16 protein-coding genes are annotated in these 20,238 nt (G+C 69.9%); 7 read left to right on the top strand and 9 right to left on the bottom strand.

Translation table 11 applies throughout. The annotated features are described in order from the left end of the window. Positions 1 to 10: 10 nt before the first annotated feature. Complete coding sequence (clpB, locus tag AC0KTA_RS17585; protein WP_481056060.1) at positions 11 to 2,623, bottom strand: ATP-dependent chaperone ClpB; 2,613 nt, start codon at positions 2,621 to 2,623, stop codon at positions 11 to 13. A gap of 192 nt (positions 2,624 to 2,815) precedes the next feature. Then, entirely contained in the window at positions 2,816 to 3,187 is a 372-nt protein-coding gene (locus AC0KTA_RS17590) for a hypothetical protein (RefSeq protein WP_481056061.1), read from the bottom strand. 313 nt (positions 3,188 to 3,500) lie between these two features. On the opposite strand from AC0KTA_RS17590, the gene AC0KTA_RS17595 reads away from it, so the two are divergent. Genes AC0KTA_RS17595 through AC0KTA_RS17605 form a run of 3 tightly spaced genes read left to right on the top strand, consistent with a single transcriptional unit; the run spans position 3,501 to position 6,495 of the window. Further along, positions 3,501 to 4,490 carry a helix-turn-helix transcriptional regulator gene (locus AC0KTA_RS17595; RefSeq protein ID WP_481056062.1) on the top strand — a complete coding sequence of 330 codons (990 nt, stop codon included), beginning with the start codon at positions 3,501 to 3,503 and terminating at the stop codon, positions 4,488 to 4,490. After that, positions 4,487 to 5,467: a helix-turn-helix transcriptional regulator gene (locus AC0KTA_RS17600; protein ID WP_481056063.1), complete on the top strand. Its 981-nt coding sequence runs from the start codon at positions 4,487 to 4,489 to the stop codon at positions 5,465 to 5,467. Before AC0KTA_RS17595 ends, AC0KTA_RS17600 begins: the two co-directional genes overlap by 4 nt. 56 nt (positions 5,468 to 5,523) lie before the next feature. Next, positions 5,524 to 6,495, top strand: a complete 972-nt coding sequence (locus AC0KTA_RS17605; RefSeq protein WP_481056459.1) for a helix-turn-helix transcriptional regulator — start codon at positions 5,524 to 5,526, stop codon at positions 6,493 to 6,495. Between the two features lie 11 nt (positions 6,496 to 6,506). On the opposite strand, the gene AC0KTA_RS17610 is transcribed toward AC0KTA_RS17605, so the two are convergent. Together AC0KTA_RS17610 and AC0KTA_RS17615 are read right to left on the bottom strand one after the other, a co-directional pair. Further along, positions 6,507 to 7,001, bottom strand: coding sequence for a hypothetical protein (locus tag AC0KTA_RS17610; protein ID WP_481056064.1), 495 nt, complete (start codon positions 6,999 to 7,001; stop codon positions 6,507 to 6,509). Between the two features lie 23 nt (positions 7,002 to 7,024). Next, complete coding sequence (locus AC0KTA_RS17615; RefSeq protein WP_481056065.1) at positions 7,025 to 7,714, bottom strand: MmyB family transcriptional regulator; 690 nt, start codon at positions 7,712 to 7,714, stop codon at positions 7,025 to 7,027. Positions 7,715 to 8,450: 736 nt separating this feature from the next. Between AC0KTA_RS17615 and AC0KTA_RS17620 the strand changes: the two genes are divergently transcribed. Next, positions 8,451 to 9,443 (top strand): helix-turn-helix transcriptional regulator, encoded by a 993-nt coding sequence (locus AC0KTA_RS17620; RefSeq protein WP_481056066.1) that lies wholly within the window; start codon positions 8,451 to 8,453, stop codon positions 9,441 to 9,443. 110 nt (positions 9,444 to 9,553) lie between these two features. Further along, complete coding sequence (locus AC0KTA_RS17625; RefSeq protein WP_481056067.1) at positions 9,554 to 10,561, top strand: helix-turn-helix transcriptional regulator; 1,008 nt, start codon at positions 9,554 to 9,556, stop codon at positions 10,559 to 10,561. A 303-nt stretch (positions 10,562 to 10,864) separates the two neighbouring features. Here the strand turns inward: AC0KTA_RS17625 and AC0KTA_RS17630 are convergent, their stop codons facing one another. The 5 genes from AC0KTA_RS17630 to dnaK form a co-directional block, all read right to left on the bottom strand. Then, positions 10,865 to 11,383 carry a hypothetical protein gene (locus AC0KTA_RS17630; RefSeq protein ID WP_481056068.1) on the bottom strand — a complete coding sequence of 173 codons (519 nt, stop codon included), beginning with the start codon at positions 11,381 to 11,383 and terminating at the stop codon, positions 10,865 to 10,867. A 162-nt stretch (positions 11,384 to 11,545) separates the two neighbouring features. After that, positions 11,546 to 12,001 (bottom strand): heat shock protein transcriptional repressor HspR, encoded by a 456-nt coding sequence (locus AC0KTA_RS17635; protein WP_481056069.1) that lies wholly within the window; start codon positions 11,999 to 12,001, stop codon positions 11,546 to 11,548. Between the two features lie 4 nt (positions 12,002 to 12,005). Then, on the bottom strand, positions 12,006 to 13,193 hold the full coding sequence (gene dnaJ / locus AC0KTA_RS17640) for a molecular chaperone DnaJ (protein ID WP_481056070.1): 1,188 nt from the start codon (positions 13,191 to 13,193) through the stop codon (positions 12,006 to 12,008). 84 nt (positions 13,194 to 13,277) lie between these two features. Beyond that, positions 13,278 to 13,994, bottom strand: coding sequence for a nucleotide exchange factor GrpE (grpE, locus tag AC0KTA_RS17645; protein ID WP_481056071.1), 717 nt, complete (start codon positions 13,992 to 13,994; stop codon positions 13,278 to 13,280). Beyond that, the gene (dnaK, locus tag AC0KTA_RS17650; RefSeq protein WP_481056072.1) at positions 13,994 to 15,865 is read right to left on the bottom strand and encodes a molecular chaperone DnaK; all 1,872 of its coding nucleotides are present in this window, start codon (positions 15,863 to 15,865) and stop codon (positions 13,994 to 13,996) included. The genes grpE and dnaK overlap by 1 nt, the downstream gene beginning before the upstream one ends. Before the next feature lie 341 nt (positions 15,866 to 16,206). On the opposite strand from dnaK, the gene AC0KTA_RS17655 reads away from it, so the two are divergent. Both AC0KTA_RS17655 and AC0KTA_RS17660 read left to right on the top strand, forming a co-directional pair. Then, on the top strand, positions 16,207 to 18,498 hold the full coding sequence (locus AC0KTA_RS17655) for a (Fe-S)-binding protein (RefSeq protein ID WP_481056073.1): 2,292 nt from the start codon (positions 16,207 to 16,209) through the stop codon (positions 18,496 to 18,498). A gap of 125 nt (positions 18,499 to 18,623) precedes the next feature. Continuing rightward, positions 18,624 to 20,030: an FG-GAP repeat domain-containing protein gene (locus tag AC0KTA_RS17660; protein ID WP_481056074.1), complete on the top strand. Its 1,407-nt coding sequence runs from the start codon at positions 18,624 to 18,626 to the stop codon at positions 20,028 to 20,030. The last annotated feature ends 208 nt before the right edge of the window (positions 20,031 to 20,238 follow it).

The following is a 20,238-nucleotide window of genomic DNA, read 5'->3' on the forward strand; positions in this document are numbered from 1 at the left end:
TTACGGCGCCTTACAGCGTCTTCCCGGAAGCGGAGGCATCGGCCGGGCCCACGATGAGCCCGTCCCCGAAGACGTCCACGCGGACCGTGTCGCCGTCCTTGACCTCGCCCGCGAGGATCTCCTTGGCGAGCCGGTCGCCGATGGAGGTCTGGATGAGCCGGCGCAGCGGCCGCGCGCCGTACGCGGGGTCGTTGCCCTCGTCGGCGAGCCAGGCCAGCGCCGCGGGTGTGACGTCGAGGGTGAGCCGCCGCTCGGCGAGCCGGTCGGCGAGCCGCCCGATCTGCAGCTCGGCGATGTGCGCGAGCTCGTCCTTCGACAGCGCCGAGAAGACGACGAGGTCGTCGAGCCGGTTCAGGAATTCCGGCTTGAACGAGGCGCGTACGACCTCCAGAACCTGCTGTTTCTTCTCTTCCTCGCTGGTCAGCGGCTCGACGAGGTACTGGCTGCCGAGGTTGGACGTGAGGACGAGGATGGTGTTGCGGAAGTCCACCGTCCGCCCCTGCCCGTCCGTGAGCCGCCCGTCGTCGAGCACCTGGAGCAGGATGTCGAAGACCTCCGGGTGCGCCTTCTCGACCTCGTCGAGCAGCACGACGGAGTACGGCCGCCGGCGCACGGCCTCGGTGAGCTGACCGCCCTCCTCGTACCCGACGTAGCCGGGAGGGGCGCCGACGAGGCGGGCCACGCTGTGCTTCTCGCCGTACTCGCTCATGTCGATGCGGATCATGGCCCGCTCGTCGTCGAAGAGGAAGTCGGCGAGGGCCTTGGCCAGCTCGGTCTTGCCGACGCCGGTGGGGCCGAGGAAGAGGAAGGAGCCGGTGGGCCGGTCGGGGTCCGCGATGCCCGCGCGGGTCCTGCGCACCGCGTCCGACACGGCCCGCACGGCCTCGCCCTGCCCGATGAGCCGCTTGCCCAGCTCGTCCTCCATCCGCAGCAGCTTCTGCGTCTCGCCCTCGAGGAGGCGTCCGGCGGGAATCCCGGTCCAGGCGGCGACGACGTCGGCGATGTCGTCGGCCCCGACCTCGTCCTTGACCATGGTGTCGGCCTTGGCGGCCTCCTCCTCGGCCTCGGACGCGGCCTCCAGGTCCCGCTCCACGGCGGGGATCTCTCCGTACAGCAGCTTGGACGCGGTGTCGAAGTCGCCGTCCCGCTGGGCGCGTTCGGCCTGCCCGCGGAGCTCGTCGAGCTTCTCCTTCAGCTCACCGACGCGGTTGAGGGACTGCTTCTCCTTCTCCCACCGGGCGGTGAGGCCGCGCAGCTCCTCCTCCTTGTCGGCGAGGTCGCGCCGCAGCTTGTCGAGCCGCTCCTTGGAGGCCGGGTCGGTCTCCTTGCTGAGCGCCAGCTCCTCCATCCGCAGCCGGTCGACGGCGCGCTGCAGCTCGTCGATCTCGACGGGCGAGGAGTCGATCTCCATCCGCAGCCGGGACGCGGCCTCGTCGACGAGGTCGATGGCCTTGTCGGGGAGGAACCGGGAGGTGATGTACCGATCGGAGAGGGTGGCGGCGGCGACGAGCGCGCTGTCGGCGATCTGCACCTTGTGGTGGGCCTCGTACCGCCCCTTGAGCCCGCGCAGGATGGCGATGGAGTCCTCGACGGACGGCTCGGCGACGAGCACCTGCTGGAACCGCCGCTCCAGGGCGGGGTCCTTCTCGACCCGCTCGCGGTACTCGTCGAGGGTGGTGGCACCCACCATCCGCAGCTCACCGCGCGCCAGCATGGGCTTGAGCATGTTGCCCGCGTCCATGGCGGAATCCCCACCGGCACCCGCACCCACCACGGTGTGCAGCTCGTCGATGAACGTGATGATCTGCCCGTCGCTCTCCTTGATCTCGGAGAGGACGGTCTTCAGGCGCTCCTCGAACTCACCGCGGTACTTCGCGCCCGCGACCATGGCACCGAGGTCCAGCGAGACGAGCCGCTTGTTCTTCAGCGACTCCGGCACGTCCCCCTTCACGATGCGCTGCGCGAGCCCTTCGACGACGGCGGTCTTGCCGACGCCCGGCTCGCCGATGAGCACCGGATTGTTCTTCGTACGCCGCGAAAGGACCTGCACGACCCGCCGGATCTCCTGGTCCCGCCCGATGACGGGGTCCAGGCGCCCCTCCCGGGCCGCGGCGGTGAAGTCCGTGCCGAACTTCTCCAGGGCCTTGTACTGCCCCTCGGGGTCGGGGGTGGTCACGCGACGTCCTCCGCGGCTGGTCTCGAAGGCGTCGAGCAGCTTCTTCGCGCTCGCGCCGTTCTGGTTCAGTACGTCAGCGGCGGCGCCGCCCTTCGCGGCGAGGCCGATGAGCAGGTGTTCGGTGGAGAGGTACTCGTCGCCGAGCTCCTTCGCGCGCTGCGCCGCGTCGGCGACGACGGCCAGCATCTCGCGGTTGGGCTGCGGCGGGGCGACCGTCGACCCGGTGACGCTGGGCAGCGCGCCGAGGGCGCGCTCGGCGCCGGCGCGCACGGCCGCCTGGTCCGCCTCGACGGCGGCGAGCAGGTCGGTGATGTTCTCGTTGTCCTGCCCCTCGAGCAGCGCGAGCAGCAGATGCGCGGGGGTCAGATCGGGGTGGCCTCCGGACACGGCCCGGCTGGTAGCCGCGTTGATCGCGTCCCGGCTCCTGTTGGTCAGCTCGGCGTCCACGTGCGGGTTCTCCTCCTCGCTCTGGGTCTGACCTAACCAACGTACACAAAGTTGAGCCTATTCCGCTCAAGGAGGCTGTGGAAGGCCGTACCGTATGCGCACACACCACAGCGGCGCCACCGTGTTCAGGTCCACGGTGACGCCGCTGCTGGGGGAAGCACCTGCGCGATTTACAACGACGGGGGAATCGCGTCAGGCGCTGCGGGGGGTGGTAGCGAGGGGGTCGGCGGAGGCGGTGTGCCGCTCGACGGCCTTGTGGTCGGCGTCGCGCTTCCGCTTGTCGATGAGCTGGTGGTCGCGCTGGTCGAGGTTCACGAAGACCATGCCGTAGCGCACGGCGCAGCGGACCGGCTGCGGGGCGCCGCGGGGGCGGCGGAGGCAGCGGTAGGCGCGGATGTCCTCGTCGTCGTCGCGCACGATGATGACGGGCTCGCCGACCAGGGTGACCATCAACGAGTCGCCGGGGTGGGGGATCGCGGTGACGAGGTCGATGAAGTGCCAGCCGGAGCGGTAGGCGGTGGCCATTTCGCGGCGGAAGGTGCGGTCGTCAGGGGGAGTGGTCATGCTCCACCTCCTGACGGAGCCACGATCCAGCCCAGGTCGGGCGGCGCAGCGGAAGCCGAAGTCGTCTCGGCGGGAGCCGACTTTGGCACCTGCCAGCCAAGGTCGAGAGTGCTCACCGCGCCCAAGACCACCCCTGCGGAGAGGGTGGTGACAAGCACCGAGCGAAGCATGCGCTGATACATGGTCGGCTTCGTCCTCACTTGGTAGGTTCCTCTCCCCCGGCACAACAAGACGATGTCTCAATCGAGCACGTCAAAGCCACAGGGTGGATGCATCATGTTCCTGCACGTTCAGGACCCTGGGGGGTGGAGAATTGCTCACAACAGATACGAAACCGACACATCCTCACCCCGCAACGCCACTTTGCGGTGAGGGCGCGAGGTTGTACGCCAGCGCCCTGAGCAACGGCCGTCTGGCACGCGCCGAGGCTGAGAACGCTCCCTGCCTACTGGATTCCGCGCTGCTGCACCCCGATCCGGACGATCCGGACTGGTTGCGACCGGTACTTCCCTCCACGGCACTCGCACAGCGTCTCCATCCCATCGAGCAGGAGATTCAGGAGCGCAGACGCCTCGCGGTCGAACTGACCGATGTCTTCGAGCCATTCATGGCCATCACCACGCGGGCCGCACCCACGACGCATGCGATCACTCTGCTGGAAGGTGAACTCCGCATCAACGAGGCCATCGAAAGGGCCACCGCGGAGTGCCGTCACGAAGTGCTCACCGTCCAGCCCGGAGGGGGTCGCAGCGAGAACGTTCTGAACGTCGCCCTGAAGCGCGGACAGACCGTCATCGACCGCGGCATCACCATGCGCACGCTCTATCAGCACACGGTCAGGCACAGCCAGGGAACCCTCGCCTACGCGGCCCGTATGACGTCGAAGAACGTGGAGATACGGACGCTGGAGGAGCTCATCGACCGGCTGATGATCTTCGACCGGAGCGTCGCGCTCCTCCCGGCGCGCGCCGACCGTCAGGACGCGTTGGAAATCCGCCATCCCGTGCTGGTCGAGTACCTGGCCAAGGTCTTCGAGCAACAATGGCAACTGGCAACACCGCTGGTGGACGAAGTACCGTACCCGCCCTCCACCGACGGCATCACCGGCGTACAACGCTCCATAGCCCGACTCCTCATCGAAGGCCACGTAGACGAAGCCATCGCCCGCCGCCTCGGCATGAACGTCCGCACCTGCCGTGCCCACATCGCCAAAATCGCCGCCGCCCTGGGCAGCGGAAGCCGCGCCCAACTCGGCTACCTCATCGCCCAGTCCGGAATCCTCGAGCAGGACAAACCGAGATGACCACCGAACCCCGCCCTCACCCACACGGACCCGACGAGTTGTGTGAGGCGGGTTCGGCCCTCTACGCCCGCGCCCTGCGCGAAGGCCGCGTCCCGCACCAGGACGCCGACGACGCCCCCTGTCTGATCGACTTCGGCCTGCTGCACCCGGACATCGACGACATGGCCTGGCTGCGCCCCACCGCCCCGGCCATCGCGCTGCCGCAACTCCTGCGCGGCATCGAGGACCACATCGCCCGCCACCGCGAACGCGAAGAGAAGCTGATGGCGATGTTCGAGCCGCTGATGGCCCTTGACGCCCGCCAGACCTCCGGGGCGGAGGCTCCCGAAATCACCGTCCTCGACGGCTTCGAACGCATCAACACGGCGATCACACAGGCCATGACCGACGCCCGGCACGAACTCCTCACCGTGCAGCCCGGCGGCGCCCGCTCCCCCGAGATACTGGCCGACGCGCTGCCCCGCGAACAGGAATTCCTCTCCCGCGGCTGCCGTATGCGCACGCTGTACCAGCACACGACGCGCCACTCGCTGCCCGCCCTGGCCCATTACGAGCAACTGGACGGCGACGTAGAAGTCCGCACGCTCAACGAAGTAACCGAACGCATGGTGGTCCTGGACCACTCGGTGGCTTTCATCCCCGGGAGCAAGGACCGCACGGTGGCGCTCGAAGTACGCCAGCCGGCCATCGTGGACTACCTCATCACCACCTTCGAACGCCTGTGGAGCCTGGCCACCCCCATGTTCCCGAACGCGGCCCAACTCCCCGCCGAGAACGGCGTCACCACCCGTCAGCGGGCCATCGCCGAACTCCTCATAGAGGGCCTCACCGACACGGAGATAGCCGCGCGCCTCGGCATGAACGTCCGCACAGCGCGCGAACACATCGCCAAACTCGCCGCGATCCTCGGCAGCAACAGCCGCGCCCAACTCGGCTATCTCATTGGCCAGTCAGGCATCCTCGACCAGAATCACTAGCTGTCGGGCACCTGGGGCGGGGGCTTCAGGAGGGGGCGGGGAGGTACGGCGACGTGGTGACGGAGCACAGGCCGCACGAGGCGGGTGAGTTGTGCGAGGCCGGCGGCGCCCTCTATGTCCGCGCCCTGCAAGAAGGCCGCGTCCACGTCTCCGACGCTGCACGAACCCCCTGCCTGACGCAGCTCGGCCTGCTCCTCCCGGATCCCCGGGACGGACACTGCCTGCGCCCCATTCCTCCGTCCGTGGCCCTGCCCCGCCTGCTGCGGACCATCGACGAGCGGGTTCTCGACGACCGTAGGCGCGAGGAGCGCCTGGCCAAGAAATTCGAACCTCTCTTATCGTTGGATGCGCTCGCGAATTCCTCGGGTGGTACCACCGCATTCACCTTGCTGGACGGCCTCCGGCACATCAACCTGACGATCACTCAAGCGACAGACACGGCATCGCAGGAGATACTCACCATCCAGCCTGGCGGAGCACGCCCCCTCGACGCGCTGGCCATCGCCTTCCCCCGCGATCAGGCCTTCCTTGCCAGGGGATGCAGGATGCGGACCCTTTACCAGCACACCACCCGCCACGCGCTACCCGTACTCGCTCATTACGAACGGCTGATGGGCGACGTGGAGGTCCGGACGCTCGACGAGGTGACAGAACGGCTCATCGTCGTGGACCGATCGGTGGCATTCATCCCCGCGAATGAACGTCGCACACTCGCGCTGGAAGTGCGGCACCCGGCCATCGTCACCAATCTCGTGACGACGTTCGAGTTGCTGTGGCGACTGGCTACCCCCATGTTCCCCAAAGCCGACAGCCCGCCCTCGCGCAACGGCATAACCCCCCGCCAACAAGCCATAGCCGCCCTCCTCACAGAAGGCCTCACCGACGCCGAAATAGCCGCCCGCCTGGGAATGAACGTCCGCACGGCCCGGGTCCACATAGCCAAACTCTCGGCCGTCCTCCAAAGCACCAGCCGGGCCCAACTCGGCTATCTCATCGGCAGGTCGGGAATCCTCGACCACGGTCGCTGAACCCCACCACGTCAGTGGTGGACGGCCCGCTGCAGCGGCAGCCCAAGGGCCCGCAGCGCCTCCCGGGCCACGCACTCCGCGTCGAGCCCGCCCGCGCCGAGGTCGAGGACGGCGGACTGTTCCCACCGTACGGACGAGGGGCGCCCCATGCTGACCTGCCAGGAGGGCGTGCGGGGGGACGGCCGGTCGTCGAGGGCTATGTTCAGGACGCGGACGACGGAGACCTTGGCGACGACCTGGAGCGGGAAGTCCCCCGCCAGCATCTGGCGGTCGACGACCCAGGTCACGGGGTACCCGCGGCCGTGGAGGTCGGCGGCGATGGCGTGCATGAGGGGGGCGTAACAGGCGGGCGCGAGGCCCGCGGCCGACGGCGGCGGCGCGGCGTCCGGGGCGGCGGCGGGGGCCGGGCCTCTCACAGCGGGCTCCCGCGCGGCGGGGGCCTGCGCAGCGGGGGCCTGCGCGGCGTGCGCCCTCGCGGCGGGAGTCTTCACCCGGGCTGCGTCCATACGGCTCTCACCTCATCGTCCACTCACTGCACCACCCGCGCGGCACCACCCTGCGGGTCGAAGAGCAGGACCACATGCCGCGCCCCCGGCGAACGCTCCGGCTCCGACGCCAGCACGGTGACCGTTCCGGGCCCCTTCGTAGGGTGCCGCAACGGCCGTACGTCGTCCGCCGAATGGGGATTCAGCTCCGCGCTGCGCCGGTAGATGGGCCCCGCGCGACGGTCCTCGAGAACATCCTGGTGCAGCCGCGCGAGCGCGCGGTTGCCGGGGTACTGGATGCGGGCGTACCTGAGCTGGCTGAGCACGGGCGGCGCCCACCGCGTCTCCCAGTCCATGAGCGTGTGCTCGCGGGCCTCGTCGGACAGCGCGATCCAGCGCAGCGGGTTCTCGGGCGGCACTCCGCCGGCGAACAGCTCGGCGAACTGCTCGTTGTACGCGACCAGATCCCACTGGACGTTGATGACGTACGCCATCTCGCGCTGCCCGGACACCGCGCGCTGCCAGGCCCCGGCACAGGCGAGGACGGTCCCGCCGTCGGGCGACAGCGGATGGGGCGGGCGCCGACCCAGGGTCAGCAAGTACACGTGCGTGAACTCTTCCTCGCTCATTCGGAGCACCTGGCCCACCCGGCGCAGATAGTCGTCGCGCGGCGATATCTTCCCGGACTCGAATCGGTGGTACGTACCGACAGCCCGGTTGGTGAGAATGTCCATATCGGGCTGCGAGAGCCCGATAACCCGTGGTCCGGGCCGCCCCGACGGTTTCGGATTCAACCCCACTTCCTCGGGCCGGATTCTGGCCCGCAGCCTTCTGAGTATTGCGCGCAGTCCGTCCTCGACCACCCCTCACCCCCCTTCCCCGCACCTGCGGCCGCGAAGTCCCCCGAGCGCAGCCTCTGCACCATAAACCCCAGCGCCGCACCGACCAACGGAGCCCGCCCGCAAGTCGGCCAGGGATTCCGAGCAGCCGACTCGCGCACCAACACGGCAGGTCACCCATGCCGTATGGTCAACTCCCGGCAGCGGGAAGGGAGATCGGCTCGAATTGATCTGGCGGGGCCGATTCTCTCGCCGCGGGATTCTTCCCGATGGCTGAGTTGCAGTCGTTTTGGGGAGCTATGGGCGGACTGTGCCCCGTCTGTCTTCCCGAGGTCCGCGCGAGGTCTTCGCGCGTGTCCGGTGAGCCTGCGTGCGACCCCCGCGCCGACGGGTCCGTACGCGTCGGCCGCCGGCCCCCACGTGCGGCGGGAGGCCGATGCCCCGCCGCGTTCCGAATTATTGGGCCAGGATTCCTAGAAATAGATCCGCCATTGAATACGCGGAGGCCGCTGGCAACAATGGCCCCCCACGCACAACACCGTCGCGCGTGCGAATGACCGGCGCACGCGCGAACGCCTCAGAAGCAACATCAGCAACACCAGAAGCCGGATAGGGGGACCGAGGGAGCATCGTGCAGGACGGAGCGGTGCGGGAGCACGAGGACCACGACCACACGGTGCTCTGCGAAGCGGGCCGCGCGGCCTATGCGCGTGCGCTGGCCGAGGGCCGGGTGCCGCGCGCCGCGGCCGAGCGGGCGTCCTGCCTCGTCGACGCCGGGCTCCTGCACGCCGACCCCGACGACACGTCGGCGCTGCGTCCCGCCATCCCCCTGATCGCCCTCCCGCGGCTCCTCGACGACATCGAGGAGAGCATCGCGCGCCACCGCGGCCGCGCCTCCCGACTGGCCACCGCCTTCGAACCGTTCCTGCGGCTCGGCGCGGGAACGGCGGCCGGCGCGGCGGCCGCGCACGTCACCGTGCTCAAGGGCGTGCCCCGCCTCAGGCAGGCCGTGCGGCAGGCCCTGGCGGACGCCTCGCACGAGGTCCTCGGTATCCAGCCTGCCCATCCCGGCCAGGACCGGCTGCTGCCGTACGACGAGCCGTGGCGCATGGCCGAGTTCGCGGCCCGCGGCGGGCAGCTGCGTACGCTCTCCCGCCCGGGCACGACGCGCGACACGCTGCCCGCCCTCGCGCCCCCGGCCGGGACCGGCGTCGTCCGCGAGGTGCGCACACTCGACGAACTCCCGCCCTGCCTGCTCGTCTTCGACCGGGACGTGGCGTTCATCCCCGCGTCCGAGGACGGCCGGATCGCCTTCGAACTGCGCTCTCCCGCGCTGATCACCTATGTCGCCACGGCCTTCGACATCCTCTGGCGGCTTGCGAGCCCGGTGCACCGCGACGACACCCCGCGCCCTCCGGACCAGGCGGTCGGCCCGGTCCAGCGGGCCGTCGCACGCCTGCTCACCGAAGGCCTCACGGACACGGAGATCGCGGGGCGCCTCGGCATGAACGTACGCACCGTCCGCGTGCACATCGCGAAACTCGCCGCCGTGCTCGGCAGCGGCAGCCGCACCCAACTCGGCTTCCTCATCGGCCGGTCCGGATTGCTCGACCGGCAGCACTGAGCGCGCGCGGGTCGAGAGGTTGCGCGGTTGCGCGGTCACACCCTCAGGGCCTGGGGGGTGTGGGCGGCTTCAGCAGTTCAGCAGGTCCACAACGGGGAGGAAGCATCACCATGTCCAGCGACAGCGGACCGCACAGACCGCACCGGGCCGACGAGCCCTGCGCCCCCGGCTCCGCCCTCTACGTACGCGCCCTGCGCGAGGGCCGCGTACACAGCCGGGAGGCCGAATCCGTGCCGTGCCTCGTCGACTTCGGGCTGCTGCACCCGGACGTCGACGACATGCAGTGGCTGCTGCCGAGCGAGCCCGCGAACGCGCTGCTGCGGCTGTTGCGCGGGATCGAGGAGGAGGTCGCCCACGAGCGGCAGCGCGAGGCGGACCTTGCGGCGGCGTTCGAGCCGCTGCTGCCCCTCGGCCTCCCCGGCGGCCTCGCGAACACCGCGGCTGCCTCCCCGCCCTCGGCCCTCACCTCTCTCAAGGGCCTCCCCCGCATCAACGCCGCCATGGACGAGGCCGTCTCCCGCTGCACCCGCGAGGTCCTGACCATCCAGCCCGGCGGCTTCCGCCTCATCTCCGATCTCGGGTCCGCGCCGCCCCGCGAGCAGGCGCTCCTGTCCCGCGGGTGCCGGGTGCGCACGCTGTACCAGCACACCACCCGGCACGCCCCGCCCGTGATCGCGCACTTCGAGCGGCTGGAGGGGGACGTGGAGGCGCGCACGCTGAGCGAAGTCACCGAGCAGCTCGTGGTGTTCGACCGTACGGTCGCCTTCGTGCCGGCCGACCGGGACTTCGCCGAGGCCCTGGAGATCCGCGCCCCGGCCCTCGTCGGCTATCTCGCCGCCCTCTTCGACCGGCTCTGGCAGCTCGCCACGCCGATGTTCCCGCACCCGGCCGCCCCGCAGCCCGCCGAGAACGGCGTCACCGCTCGGCAGCGGACCATCGCGGGGCTTCTCGTCGAGGGCCTCACGGACGCCGACATCGCCGACCGGCTCGGCATGAACGTACGGACCGTACGCGTCCACATCGCCAAGCTCGCCACCACCCTGGGCAGCACCAGCCGCACCCAACTCGGCTTCCTCATCGGCCGCTCGGGAATCCTGGGCCCCGGGCAAACCCGCTGAATCACGAACGTCCGGAATTGGAGCCACTTGCCCCCACCTCCGCCCGTTGCACCGCAACAAGATGACGGTAGCGGAGAGTGGGCGGAGCGTTGCATCGTGGTGACGGCGGCGGGGAACGGCCAGTCCCACTTCGGTACTGGAACCGGACCGCTCCCGGCCGCCAGGTGGCTCTGTCGTGGTCTCCCCCCGCAGAGTCGCGCTTCCCTAAGGGTCGCCCCGGTTCGGCTACGCCCCGTGGCCGGCCGGGGCGTTCACGTCCGCGGGGGGAGTGAGCGCCCCGGAACCGCGGGCGGCCCCGGCGGCTCAGGCCCGCGGCGCGTTCTCGTCCGCCCACTCCCGCAGCAGCCGCTCCCGCTCGTCCCGGCGCGGGCTGCCGCCCTCGTGCGAGCGGCCCCACTCGGCCATCGCCGCCAGCGTGGTCATCATCGTGGCGGCGCCCTCGGTGAGGCGGGTCAGGAGCGCGCGGGACAGGTTGTACTCCCGCTGCGAGTAGCCGTACGCCGTGGCGACGTACGCCGTCAGCTCGACCTCCTCGTCGGCGGTCTCCACGCACACCGTCATCGACGGGGCGTCGTCGCCGCCGCCGAGGCCCACCGTGAGCGCCATGTCGACCACCATGCCGACCTGCCGCCGCAGGGACTTCACGGGGACGTCCTCGACGGTCAGGGCGCACACGTCGTCCCACAGCCACAGGCCGTCCTGCTTGTGCCCGAGCCCCGCGACGCCCTCGGGGGTCAGCCGCACCCCGGGGGCCAGACCGGAGGGCTTCGAGCCCACGTACACATCGCCCTCGGCGATCCAGAACAGCCCCACCATGGCCATGAGAACCTGCTTCCCCCGGATGAAAGATGAAGGTGAACGACGAAACGGAGTGGTCGACTCAGCGGTCAGCCTAGAGTCGCCCCGCGCAACGCGCGAAAGGGCCGGGTCGGTTCCCGCAGCAGCGGAAATCCACCCGGCCCCCGTAAGACGCCCACAAGCGGGCTATGGATCCTGCGACCTCTTGGGCCGCCACACCACGAGCGCGCTGGCCTGCTGCACGTCCTGGTACGGCACGAGATCGCGGCGGTAGGACGCGTGCACCGCGGCCTCCCGCTGCTGCATCGCCGCCGCCGCGCCCTCGACGGCCGCCGAGAGCTCGGCCACGCGCGCCTGCAGCGCCGCGACCTGGTTCTCCAGCTCGATGATGCGTTTGATGCCCGCGAGGTTGATGCCTTCCTCCTGCGACAACTGCTGGACCGTGCGCAGCAGTTCGATGTCGCGGGCGGAATACCGCCGGCCCCGGCCGGCGGTGCGGTCGGGCGAGACCAGGCCCAGGCGGTCGTACTGCCTCAGGGTCTGCGGATGCAGGCCGGAGAGCTGGGCCGCCACCGAAATGACGTACACCGGGGTCTCGTCCGTCAGTTGATACGGGTTGCGTCGGCGGCCGTCCCGCTCCATGAGGTCACGCTCCCTTCGCGGCCTTGAACAGTTCTGCCCGCGGATCGGTGTCCGCAGTCGCCTTTCGGTACGCCTCAAGTGCTTCCTGCGCGGCGGGCGACAGCGTGGCCGGCACGGCGACCTCCACTGTCACGAGCAGATCGCCCCGGCTGCCGTCCTTGCGGACCGCGCCCTTGCCGCGGGCGCGCATGGTGCGGCCGTTGGGCGTGCCGGGGGGCAGCTTCAGGGTGACGGACGGGCCGCCCAGGGTGGGCACCTTGACCTCGCCGCCGAGCGCCGCTTCCGCGTACGTCACCGGCACCGTCACCGTCAGGTTGTCGCCCTTGCGGCCGAAGACCGGGTGGGCGTCCACGTGCACGACCACGTACAGATCGCCCGCCGGGCCGCCGCGTTCGCCGGGGCCGCCCTTGCCACGCAGGCGGATCCGCTGGCCGTCGGAGACGCCCGCCGGAATGCGCACCTGCATCGTGCGGGACGACTTGGCGCGGCCGGAGCCCTTGCACACCTCGCAGGGGTCCTGCGCGATGAGGCCGCGGCCCTTGCAGTCCACGCACGGGTCGGTGAGCGAGAAGCCGCCACCGCCGCCGCGCGAGACCTGTCCGGTGCCCACGCACGTCGGGCAGACGCGCGGGGTGCCGTTCTTGTCGCCCGTGCCCGAGCACGCCTTGCACGGCGCCTGGGAGGACATGCGCAGCGGAACCGTCGCGCCGTCCACCGCCTCCGTGAAGCTCAGCGTGACCTCGGACTCGATGTCCTGGCCGCGGCGCGGTTGCGTACGCGTGCCCGCGGTCGCGCCGCCGCGGTTGAACAAGCCCCCGAAGACGTCACCGAGACCGCCCCCGAAGCCGCCGGCGCCCGCTCCGCCGCCCTGGGGGCCGCCTCCGAAGAGGTCGCCCAGGTCGAAGTTGAACGAGCCGCCGCCGGTGCCTCCCGGGCCCGGCCTGAAACCGCCGTTGCCGAAGAGCGCGCGGGCCTCGTCGTACTCCTTGCGCTTCTTCGGGTCGCCGAGGATGTCGTTGGCCTCGGAGATCTCCTTGAAGCGCTCCTCGGCCTTCACGTTGCCCTTGTTGGCGTCCGGGTGGTTCTCGCGGGCGAGCTTCCGGTACGCCTTCTTGATCTCGGCTTCGGTGGCGTCCTTGGGGACGCCGAGGACCTTGTAGTAGTCCTTCTCGATGAAGTCCTTGGTGCTCATCCCCGACGTCCCTCCTTCCCTGTCATCCGGCGGGCCCCGGCGCCGAGGTCGCCCTCGGCGCCGAAGCCGCCGTCCGTCTCGGCGTCAGCCCTCGTCCGGGCCACCGCTCTCCTTGTCCTGGGCACCGTCGGCGCCGTCGGTCTTGCTCTCCGCGTCCGGCGCGGCCTCGTCGCCCTCGGGCGCCTCGGACTTCACCGTCTGCGCGCCGGGCTGCGGCTCGGCGACGGCCACGCGCGCGGGGCGCACGACCCGCTCGCCGATGCGATACCCCGGCTGGAGAATCGCGACGCACGTCGTCTCCGTGACGTCCGGGGCGTAGCTGTGCATCAGCGCTTCGTGGATCGTCGGGTCGAAGGGCTCGCCCTCCTTGCCGAACTGCTGCAGACCCATCTTGGCGACGACGGTCTCCAGCGCCTCGGCGACCGACTTGAAGCCGCCGACCAGCTCGCCGTGTTCCCTCGCCCGGCCGACGTCGTCGAGCGTCGGGAGCAGTTCGGTCAGGAGGTTCGCCGCGGCGATCTCCTTGACCGTCACCTTGTCCCGCTCGACCCGCCGGCGGTAGTTCTGATACTCGGCCTGCAGCCGCTGGAGATCCGCGGTGCGCTCGTTGAGCGCGGTGCGGACCTGGTCCAGCTGGGCCGTCAGGCCGACGGCCTGGTTCGCGTCCCCGGCCGGGGCCGCCGGGCCCTCCTCGGTGGAGGGCCCTTCGGCCTGCGGCGCCTTGTCGTCAGGAGTGGCGCCGCCGGAGGGGACGTCGGGCTGCTCGGCGTTCTCGCCGAAGCCCGGGGTCTCCTCCGTCATCAGGCAGCGCCGCCCTTCGCGTCACCGGGCTTCTCGTCGTCGACGATCTCGGCGTCCACGACGTCGTCTTCCTTGGACATGTTCGGCGCCTCGGCGCCCGGGGCGGCGCCCTCGGCACCGGCGGCGGCCGCTCCGGCCTGGGCGTCGGCGTACATCGCCTGGCCCAGCTTCTGGGAGACGGCCGCGACCTTCTCCGTGGCGGTGCGGATCTCGGCCGTGTCCTCGCCCTTGAGCTTCTCCTTCAGCTCGCCGACGGCGGTCTCGACCTCGGTCTTGACGTCGGCCGGGACCTTGTCCTCGTTGTCCTTGAGGAACTTCTCCGTCTGGTAGACGAGCTGCTCGCCCTGGTTGCGGCTCTCGGCGGCCTCGCGGCGGGCGTGGTCCTCGTCCGCGTACTTCTCGGCCTCTTCGCGCATCCGGTTGACCTCGTCCTTCGGCAGCGAGGAGCCGCCGGTGACGGTCATCTTCTGCTCCTTGCCCGTGCCGAGGTCCTTCGCGGTCACGTGCATGATGCCGTTGGCGTCGATGTCGAAGGAGACCTCGATCTGCGGGACGCCGCGCGGCGCCGGGGGCAGACCGGTGAGCTCGAACATCCCGAGCTTCTTGTTGTACGCCGCGATCTCGCGCTCGCCCTGGTAGACCTGGATCTGCACGGAGGGCTGGTTGTCCTCGGCGGTGGTGAAGATCTCGGACCGCTTGGTCGGGATCGTCGTGTTCCGCTCGATGAGCTTCGTCATGATGCCGCCCTTGGTCTCGATGCCAAGCGACAGCGGGGTCACGTCGAGGAGCAGGACGTCCTTGACCTCACCCTTGAGGACACCGGCCTGCAGGGCGGCGCCGATGGCGACGACCTCGTCCGGGTTCACACCCTTGTTGGCCTCGTTGCCGCCGGTCAGCTCCTTGACGAGCTCGGCGACGGCGGGCATGCGGGTGGAGCCGCCGACGAGAACGACGTGGTCGATCTCGGAGAGCTGGATGCCCGCGTCCTTGATGACGTTGTGGAACGGCGTCTTGCAGCGCTCCAGGAGGTCGGACGTGAGCTGCTGGAACTGGGCGCGGGTGAGCTTCTCGTCCAGGTGCAGCGGGCCCTCGGCGGAGGCGGTGATGTAGGGAAGGTTGATCGTCGTCTCGGTCGAGGACGACAGCTCGATCTTCGCCTTCTCGGCGGCCTCGCGCAGGCGCTGGAGCGCCATCTTGTCCTTGGAGAGGTCCACGCCGTGGCCGTTGTTGAACTGCTTGACCAGGTAGTCGACGACGCGCTGGTCCCAGTCGTCACCACCGAGGTGGTTGTCGCCGTTGGTGGCCTTCACCTCGACGACGCCGTCGCCGATCTCGAGCAGCGAGACGTCGAAGGTGCCGCCACCGAGGTCGAAGACCAGAATGGTCTGGTCGTCCTTGTCCAGGCCGTAGGCCAGGGCGGCGGCGGTCGGCTCGTTGACAATACGCAGGACGTTCAGGCCCGCGATCTCGCCGGCCTCCTTGGTGGCCTGGCGCTCGGAGTCATTGAAGTACGCAGGCACGGTGATGACCGCGTCCGTGACCTTCTCGCCCAGGTAGGACTCGGCGTCGCGCTTCAGCTTCTGCAGGATGAAGGCGCTGATCTGCTGCGGGTTGAAGTTCTTGTCGTCGATGTCCACCTTCCAGTCAGTGCCCATGTGGCGCTTGACGGAGCGGATGGTCCTGTCGACGTTGGTGACCGCCTGGCGCTTCGCAACCTCGCCGACCAGCACTTCACCGTTCTTCGCGAAGGCGACGACGGACGGCGTGGTCCTGGCACCCTCGGCGTTGGTGATGACGGTGGGCTCGCCGCCCTCCAGAACGCTGACGACGGAGTTAGTCGTGCCCAGGTCGATGCCGACCGCACGTGCCATTTCAATTCCTCCAGATACCTTCTTGAGTGGAACTGGCTCAAGGATGCATCAGCGGTCCCCTTGAGTCAACAGAGCTGAGTCTGGCCGACTCAACTCTTATCCAGCCCTTACGCGCAACCCAATCCGAGCCCGTCGAGGGGTCCCCCCTGCTCCTTAAGAGCTTGGGGGAGTTTGAGGACGAGCGCGAAGCGCGATCGAGGGCGCGCCAGGGCAAGGGCAACCTGAGCGACACAGATCACCGCCTTGCTGGCTACAGTGCGGCGAAGTAAGTGGGTAGTCTCAGACGGACTGCATAAGTTACCGCTTAGTAATAGTTCGCTTCGCAGGCCCGGGGAGCCCCCATGCAACTCGCCGCGATCATCGTGTCGCTGGTCCTAATCGCGGTCGGCGTCGCGCTGTTCGGCCGTGCCATCGTGCAGATCTACCAGTTCATGCGGCTCGGCCAGCCCGTGCCCGCCGGCACCCGAACCGACGCACCCGCCCAGCGCACCCTCACCGTGGCCAAGGAGTTCCTCGGCCACACCCGGATGAACCGGTGGGGCATCGTCGGAGTGGCGCACTGGTTCGTCGCGGTGGGCTTCTTCTCGTTGCTCCTCACGATCGTCAACGCCATCGGCCAGCTCTTCAAGGCCGACTGGATGCTGCCGCTCATCGGTGACTGGGCGCCGTACAACGTGTTCGTCGAGTTCCTCGGCACCATGACCGTGCTCGGCATCCTGACCCTGATCGTCGTACGGCAGCTGAGCAGGCCCGACCGCCCCGGCCGCAAGTCCCGCTTCGCGGGCTCCAACACCGGTCAGGCGTACTTCGTCGAGGGCGTCATCCTCATCGTCGGCGTCTGCATCTTCACGCTGCACGCCCTGGAGGGCGCCCAGCACCATGTGGACGGCTACGAGGCCTCGTTCTTCATCTCGTACCCGGTGGTCTCGTGGTTCGAGGGCATGGACGTCTCCACCCTGCAGAACCTGACGTACTTCTTTGCGGGCCTGAAGATCGCGACCTCCTTCATCTGGATGATCACGGTCGCGCTGAAGACCGACATGGGCGTCGCCTGGCACCGCTTCCTGGCCTTCCCCAACATCTGGTTCAAGCGGAAGGCCGACGGCGACACCGCGCTCGGCGCCCTGCTGCCCATGACCTCGGGCGGCAAGGAGATCGACTGGGAGGACCCGGACGAGGACACCGTCTTCGGCGTCAGCCAGGTCGAGCAGTTCTCCTGGAAGGGCCTGCTCGACTTCTCGACGTGTACGGAGTGCGGCCGCTGCCAGTCGCAGTGCCCCGCCTGGAACACCGGCAAGCCCCTCTCGCCCAAGCTCCTGATCATGTCGCTGCGCGACAACGCGCACGCCAAGGCGCCGTACCTGCTGGCCGGTGGCGGCAAGACCATGGAGGGCGAGGAGCAGGCTTCGGCCGAGGCCCTCGCGAACGTCCCGGCCGCCGCCCTCGCCGAGGCCGAGCGCCCCCTCATCGGCACCGTCGAAGCTGTATCCGATAGCGGCTTCGCCGCGGGCGGCGTCATCGACCCCGACGTCCTGTGGTCCTGCACCACCTGCGGCGCCTGCGTCGAGCAGTGCCCGGTGGACATCGAGCACATCGACCACATCGTCGACATGCGCCGCTACCAGGTGATGATCGAGTCCGCGTTCCCGTCCGAGGCGGGCACGATGCTCAAGAACCTGGAGAAGAAGGGCAATCCCTGGGGCCTGGCCAAGAAGCAGCGCCTGGAGTGGACGAAGGAAGTCGACTTCGAGGTGCCGGTGGTCGGCAAGGACATCGAGGACCTCACCGAGGTCGAGTACCTCTACTGGGTCGGCTGCGCGGGCGCCCTGGAGGACCGCGCGAAGAAGACCACCAAGGCCTTCGCGGAGCTCCTGCACATGGCGGGCGTCAAGTTCGCGATCATGGGCGGCGACGAGAAGTGCACCGGTGACTCGGCCCGCCGCCTCGGCAACGAGCCGCTGTTCCAGCAGCTCGGAGCGGAGAACGTCGCGTCCCTGAACATGGCGTTCGGGGAAGACGACGAAGACGAGGCGACGAAGAAGCCGAAGTCGTCGAAGAAGATCGTCGCGACCTGCCCGCACTGCCTCAACACCCTCGGCAACGAGTACCCGCAGCTCGGCGGCGACTACGAAGTCATCCACCACACCCAGCTGCTCCAGCACCTCGTCGACGAGGGCAAGCTCGTCCCGGTCACGCCGGTCGAGGGCCTGATCACGTACCACGACCCGTGCTACCTGGGCCGCCACAACAAGATCTACACGCCCCCGCGCGAGATCATGGACAAGGTCCCGGGCCTGCGCCAGCAGGAGATGCACCGCCACAAGGAGCGCGGCTTCTGCTGCGGCGCCGGCGGCGCGCGGATGTGGATGGAGGAGCGGATCGGCAAGCGCATCAACACGGAGCGCGTGGACGAGGCGCTGTCCCTCAACCCGGACATCGTGTCGACGGCCTGCCCGTTCTGCCTCGTGATGCTCACGGACTCCGTGAACGGCAAGAAGAACGACGGCGCGGCGAAGGAGTCGCTCCAGGTCGTGGACGTGGCGCAGTTGCTCCTCGACTCGGTGAAGACGCCGGTGGACCCGGCGGGCGACGAGGAGTCGGCGGACGCGCCGGAGCCCGAGCCGGTGAAGTAGGTACGCAGTCGCGGTACGAGGGGCCGGTTTCGCCTGGGGGCGGGACCGGCCCCTCGTCGTTCGTGTAAAACCTGTGGTGCTGTCGTGAGCATGAAGTCACGCGATGACGTAGGGGTGGGTGGGGCATGAGGAGTTCCGGGATACGTCTGCTGGCCGCCGTCGTGGGCAGCGCCCTGGTCCTCACGGGCTGCGGTGGCGGCGACGGCGAGTCCCGCGCGCGCCCCAAGGACACCGGCATGGCGGGTATTTCGGGCAAGAGCACGCCCCAGCAACCCGTCCCGCGCGGCAAGGGCAGCAAGGTGCCCGACGACTTCAACGGCGACGGCGCCCGGGACCTGGTCCTGGACGCGCTCGCGCACCGCGGCCAGGGCGACGACGCGGGCATAGGCGTGGTTTACGGAAGCGGAGGCTCCGGGAGCCGAGGCTCGGGCAGCGGCTCCGGCAAGGGCAATGGCGGCCTCGTCCCCGGCGCCCGGCAGCTCCTCAGCGCACACGCCAACGGCGCTCGTACGAAGGGTGAGTTGCCCGCCGCCTTCGAGTCGGAGGCGGCCTGCGACCTGGACGAGGACGGCTTCACGGACCTCCTGGTGTCGACGGACCCGCCCTACGACGGGCAGGGCCGCCCCCCGGTCCCGCTCCAGATCCTCTTCGGCTCCCCGGCCGGCCTGACCGGCAAGGCCGTCAAGCTCCAGGTGCCCGCGCGGGCCCGGCTCGGCAACGACTGGGCGGACCAGCCGGTGTGCGGCGACTTCGACGGCGACGGCAAGCACGACCTGGTCCTGCACGCGAGCGGCGCCCATCTCACGTACCTGCGCGGACCGTTCACCCATCCCCAAGCTCTCGGCTCCGCTCGAGCAGGGGAGACCCCATCGGCCGCCCCGCGCGCCGCGGGCAAGCCGCTCACCGCGCCCGGCAACGACCTGGTCACCGGCGCCCCGGCGGTGGACGTCGACCGCGACGGCTACGACGACCTGGTGGTCCGCGAGGAGGGACGCGCCTCGAAGGGCAGCCTGGTCCTCGGCGGCCCCAAGGGCCCCAACCGCACCGGCGTCCTCTTCCCCGCGAACACCGACGTGGCGTTCGGCGCCTTCGGCCGCGGCAAGGGCACGGACGCGGCGCTCGCGGCCCCGGGCGGCATCGCCCTGCGGTACGACGTGCCGGGCACCGCGCGCGCCACGATCGACGTACGGAACGCGACCGTGGACGCGGGCGACTTCGACGGCGACGGCAGGAGCGAGCTGGTCGTGGGCGGGGGTGGGCCGGGCGAGGTGTGGGTGTACCGCGGCCGCGCGTCCGGCCTCGCGGCGAACGCGACGGCGACGGTGGTGCCCGCGGGGCGTGGTGACCGGACCGTCCAGGTCCTGAAGGTGGCCGACTTCGACGGGGACGAGCGGGCGGACCTCGTGGTCCGGGTGGCCGAGGGGCCGGGGGCGGACCGGGTGGAGGTGTATCCCGGGGTGAGCGGGTCGCAGTCCGAGGCGCTGGTGGCACGGAAGCCACAACTCACTTTCTCCACGACGATGTTCGGGTAGCGGCCCTCGCGGGGGCGCCCCTTGCGGCACGTTGTCAGCCCGTCCGGCGTTTGAGGACGAGCCGCGAAGCGGCGATAGCGGGGGTCCAGGGGGCGGCAGCCCCCTGGTTCGGGAAGGGGCGGGACTGGGCGCACCCCGCGAGGGCCCGCCACCCGCACAACCTTCCGTACACCTGCCGAGTCACACCCCCGGAAGCACCAACCCACCC

The organism is Streptomyces sp. Y309, assembly GCF_056712025.1.

Bases quoted from the DNA above. Each gene is read 5' to 3' on its own strand.
- AC0KTA_RS17600 (WP_481056063.1), top strand. From the start codon at position 4,487: ATGACCACCGAACCCCGCCCTCACCCACACGGACCCGACGAGTTGTGT.
- AC0KTA_RS17615 (WP_481056065.1), bottom strand. From the start codon at position 7,714: ATGGACATTCTCACCAACCGGGCTGTCGGTACGTACCACCGATTCGAG.
- AC0KTA_RS17660 (WP_481056074.1), top strand. From the start codon at position 18,624: ATGAGGAGTTCCGGGATACGTCTGCTGGCCGCCGTCGTGGGCAGCGCC.
- dnaJ (WP_481056070.1), bottom strand. From the start codon at position 13,193: ATGAGCACCAAGGACTTCATCGAGAAGGACTACTACAAGGTCCTCGGC.
- dnaK (WP_481056072.1), bottom strand. From the start codon at position 15,865: ATGGCACGTGCGGTCGGCATCGACCTGGGCACGACTAACTCCGTCGTC.
- AC0KTA_RS17625 (WP_481056067.1), top strand. From the start codon at position 9,554: ATGTCCAGCGACAGCGGACCGCACAGACCGCACCGGGCCGACGAGCCC.
- AC0KTA_RS17635 (WP_481056069.1), bottom strand. From the start codon at position 12,001: ATGGAGCGGGACGGCCGCCGACGCAACCCGTATCAACTGACGGACGAG.
- AC0KTA_RS17630 (WP_481056068.1), bottom strand. From the start codon at position 11,383: ATGGCCATGGTGGGGCTGTTCTGGATCGCCGAGGGCGATGTGTACGTG.
- grpE (WP_481056071.1), bottom strand. From the start codon at position 13,994: ATGACGGAGGAGACCCCGGGCTTCGGCGAGAACGCCGAGCAGCCCGAC.
- AC0KTA_RS17655 (WP_481056073.1), top strand. From the start codon at position 16,207: ATGCAACTCGCCGCGATCATCGTGTCGCTGGTCCTAATCGCGGTCGGC.
- AC0KTA_RS17610 (WP_481056064.1), bottom strand. From the start codon at position 7,001: ATGGACGCAGCCCGGGTGAAGACTCCCGCCGCGAGGGCGCACGCCGCG.
- AC0KTA_RS17590 (WP_481056061.1), bottom strand. From the start codon at position 3,187: ATGACCACTCCCCCTGACGACCGCACCTTCCGCCGCGAAATGGCCACC.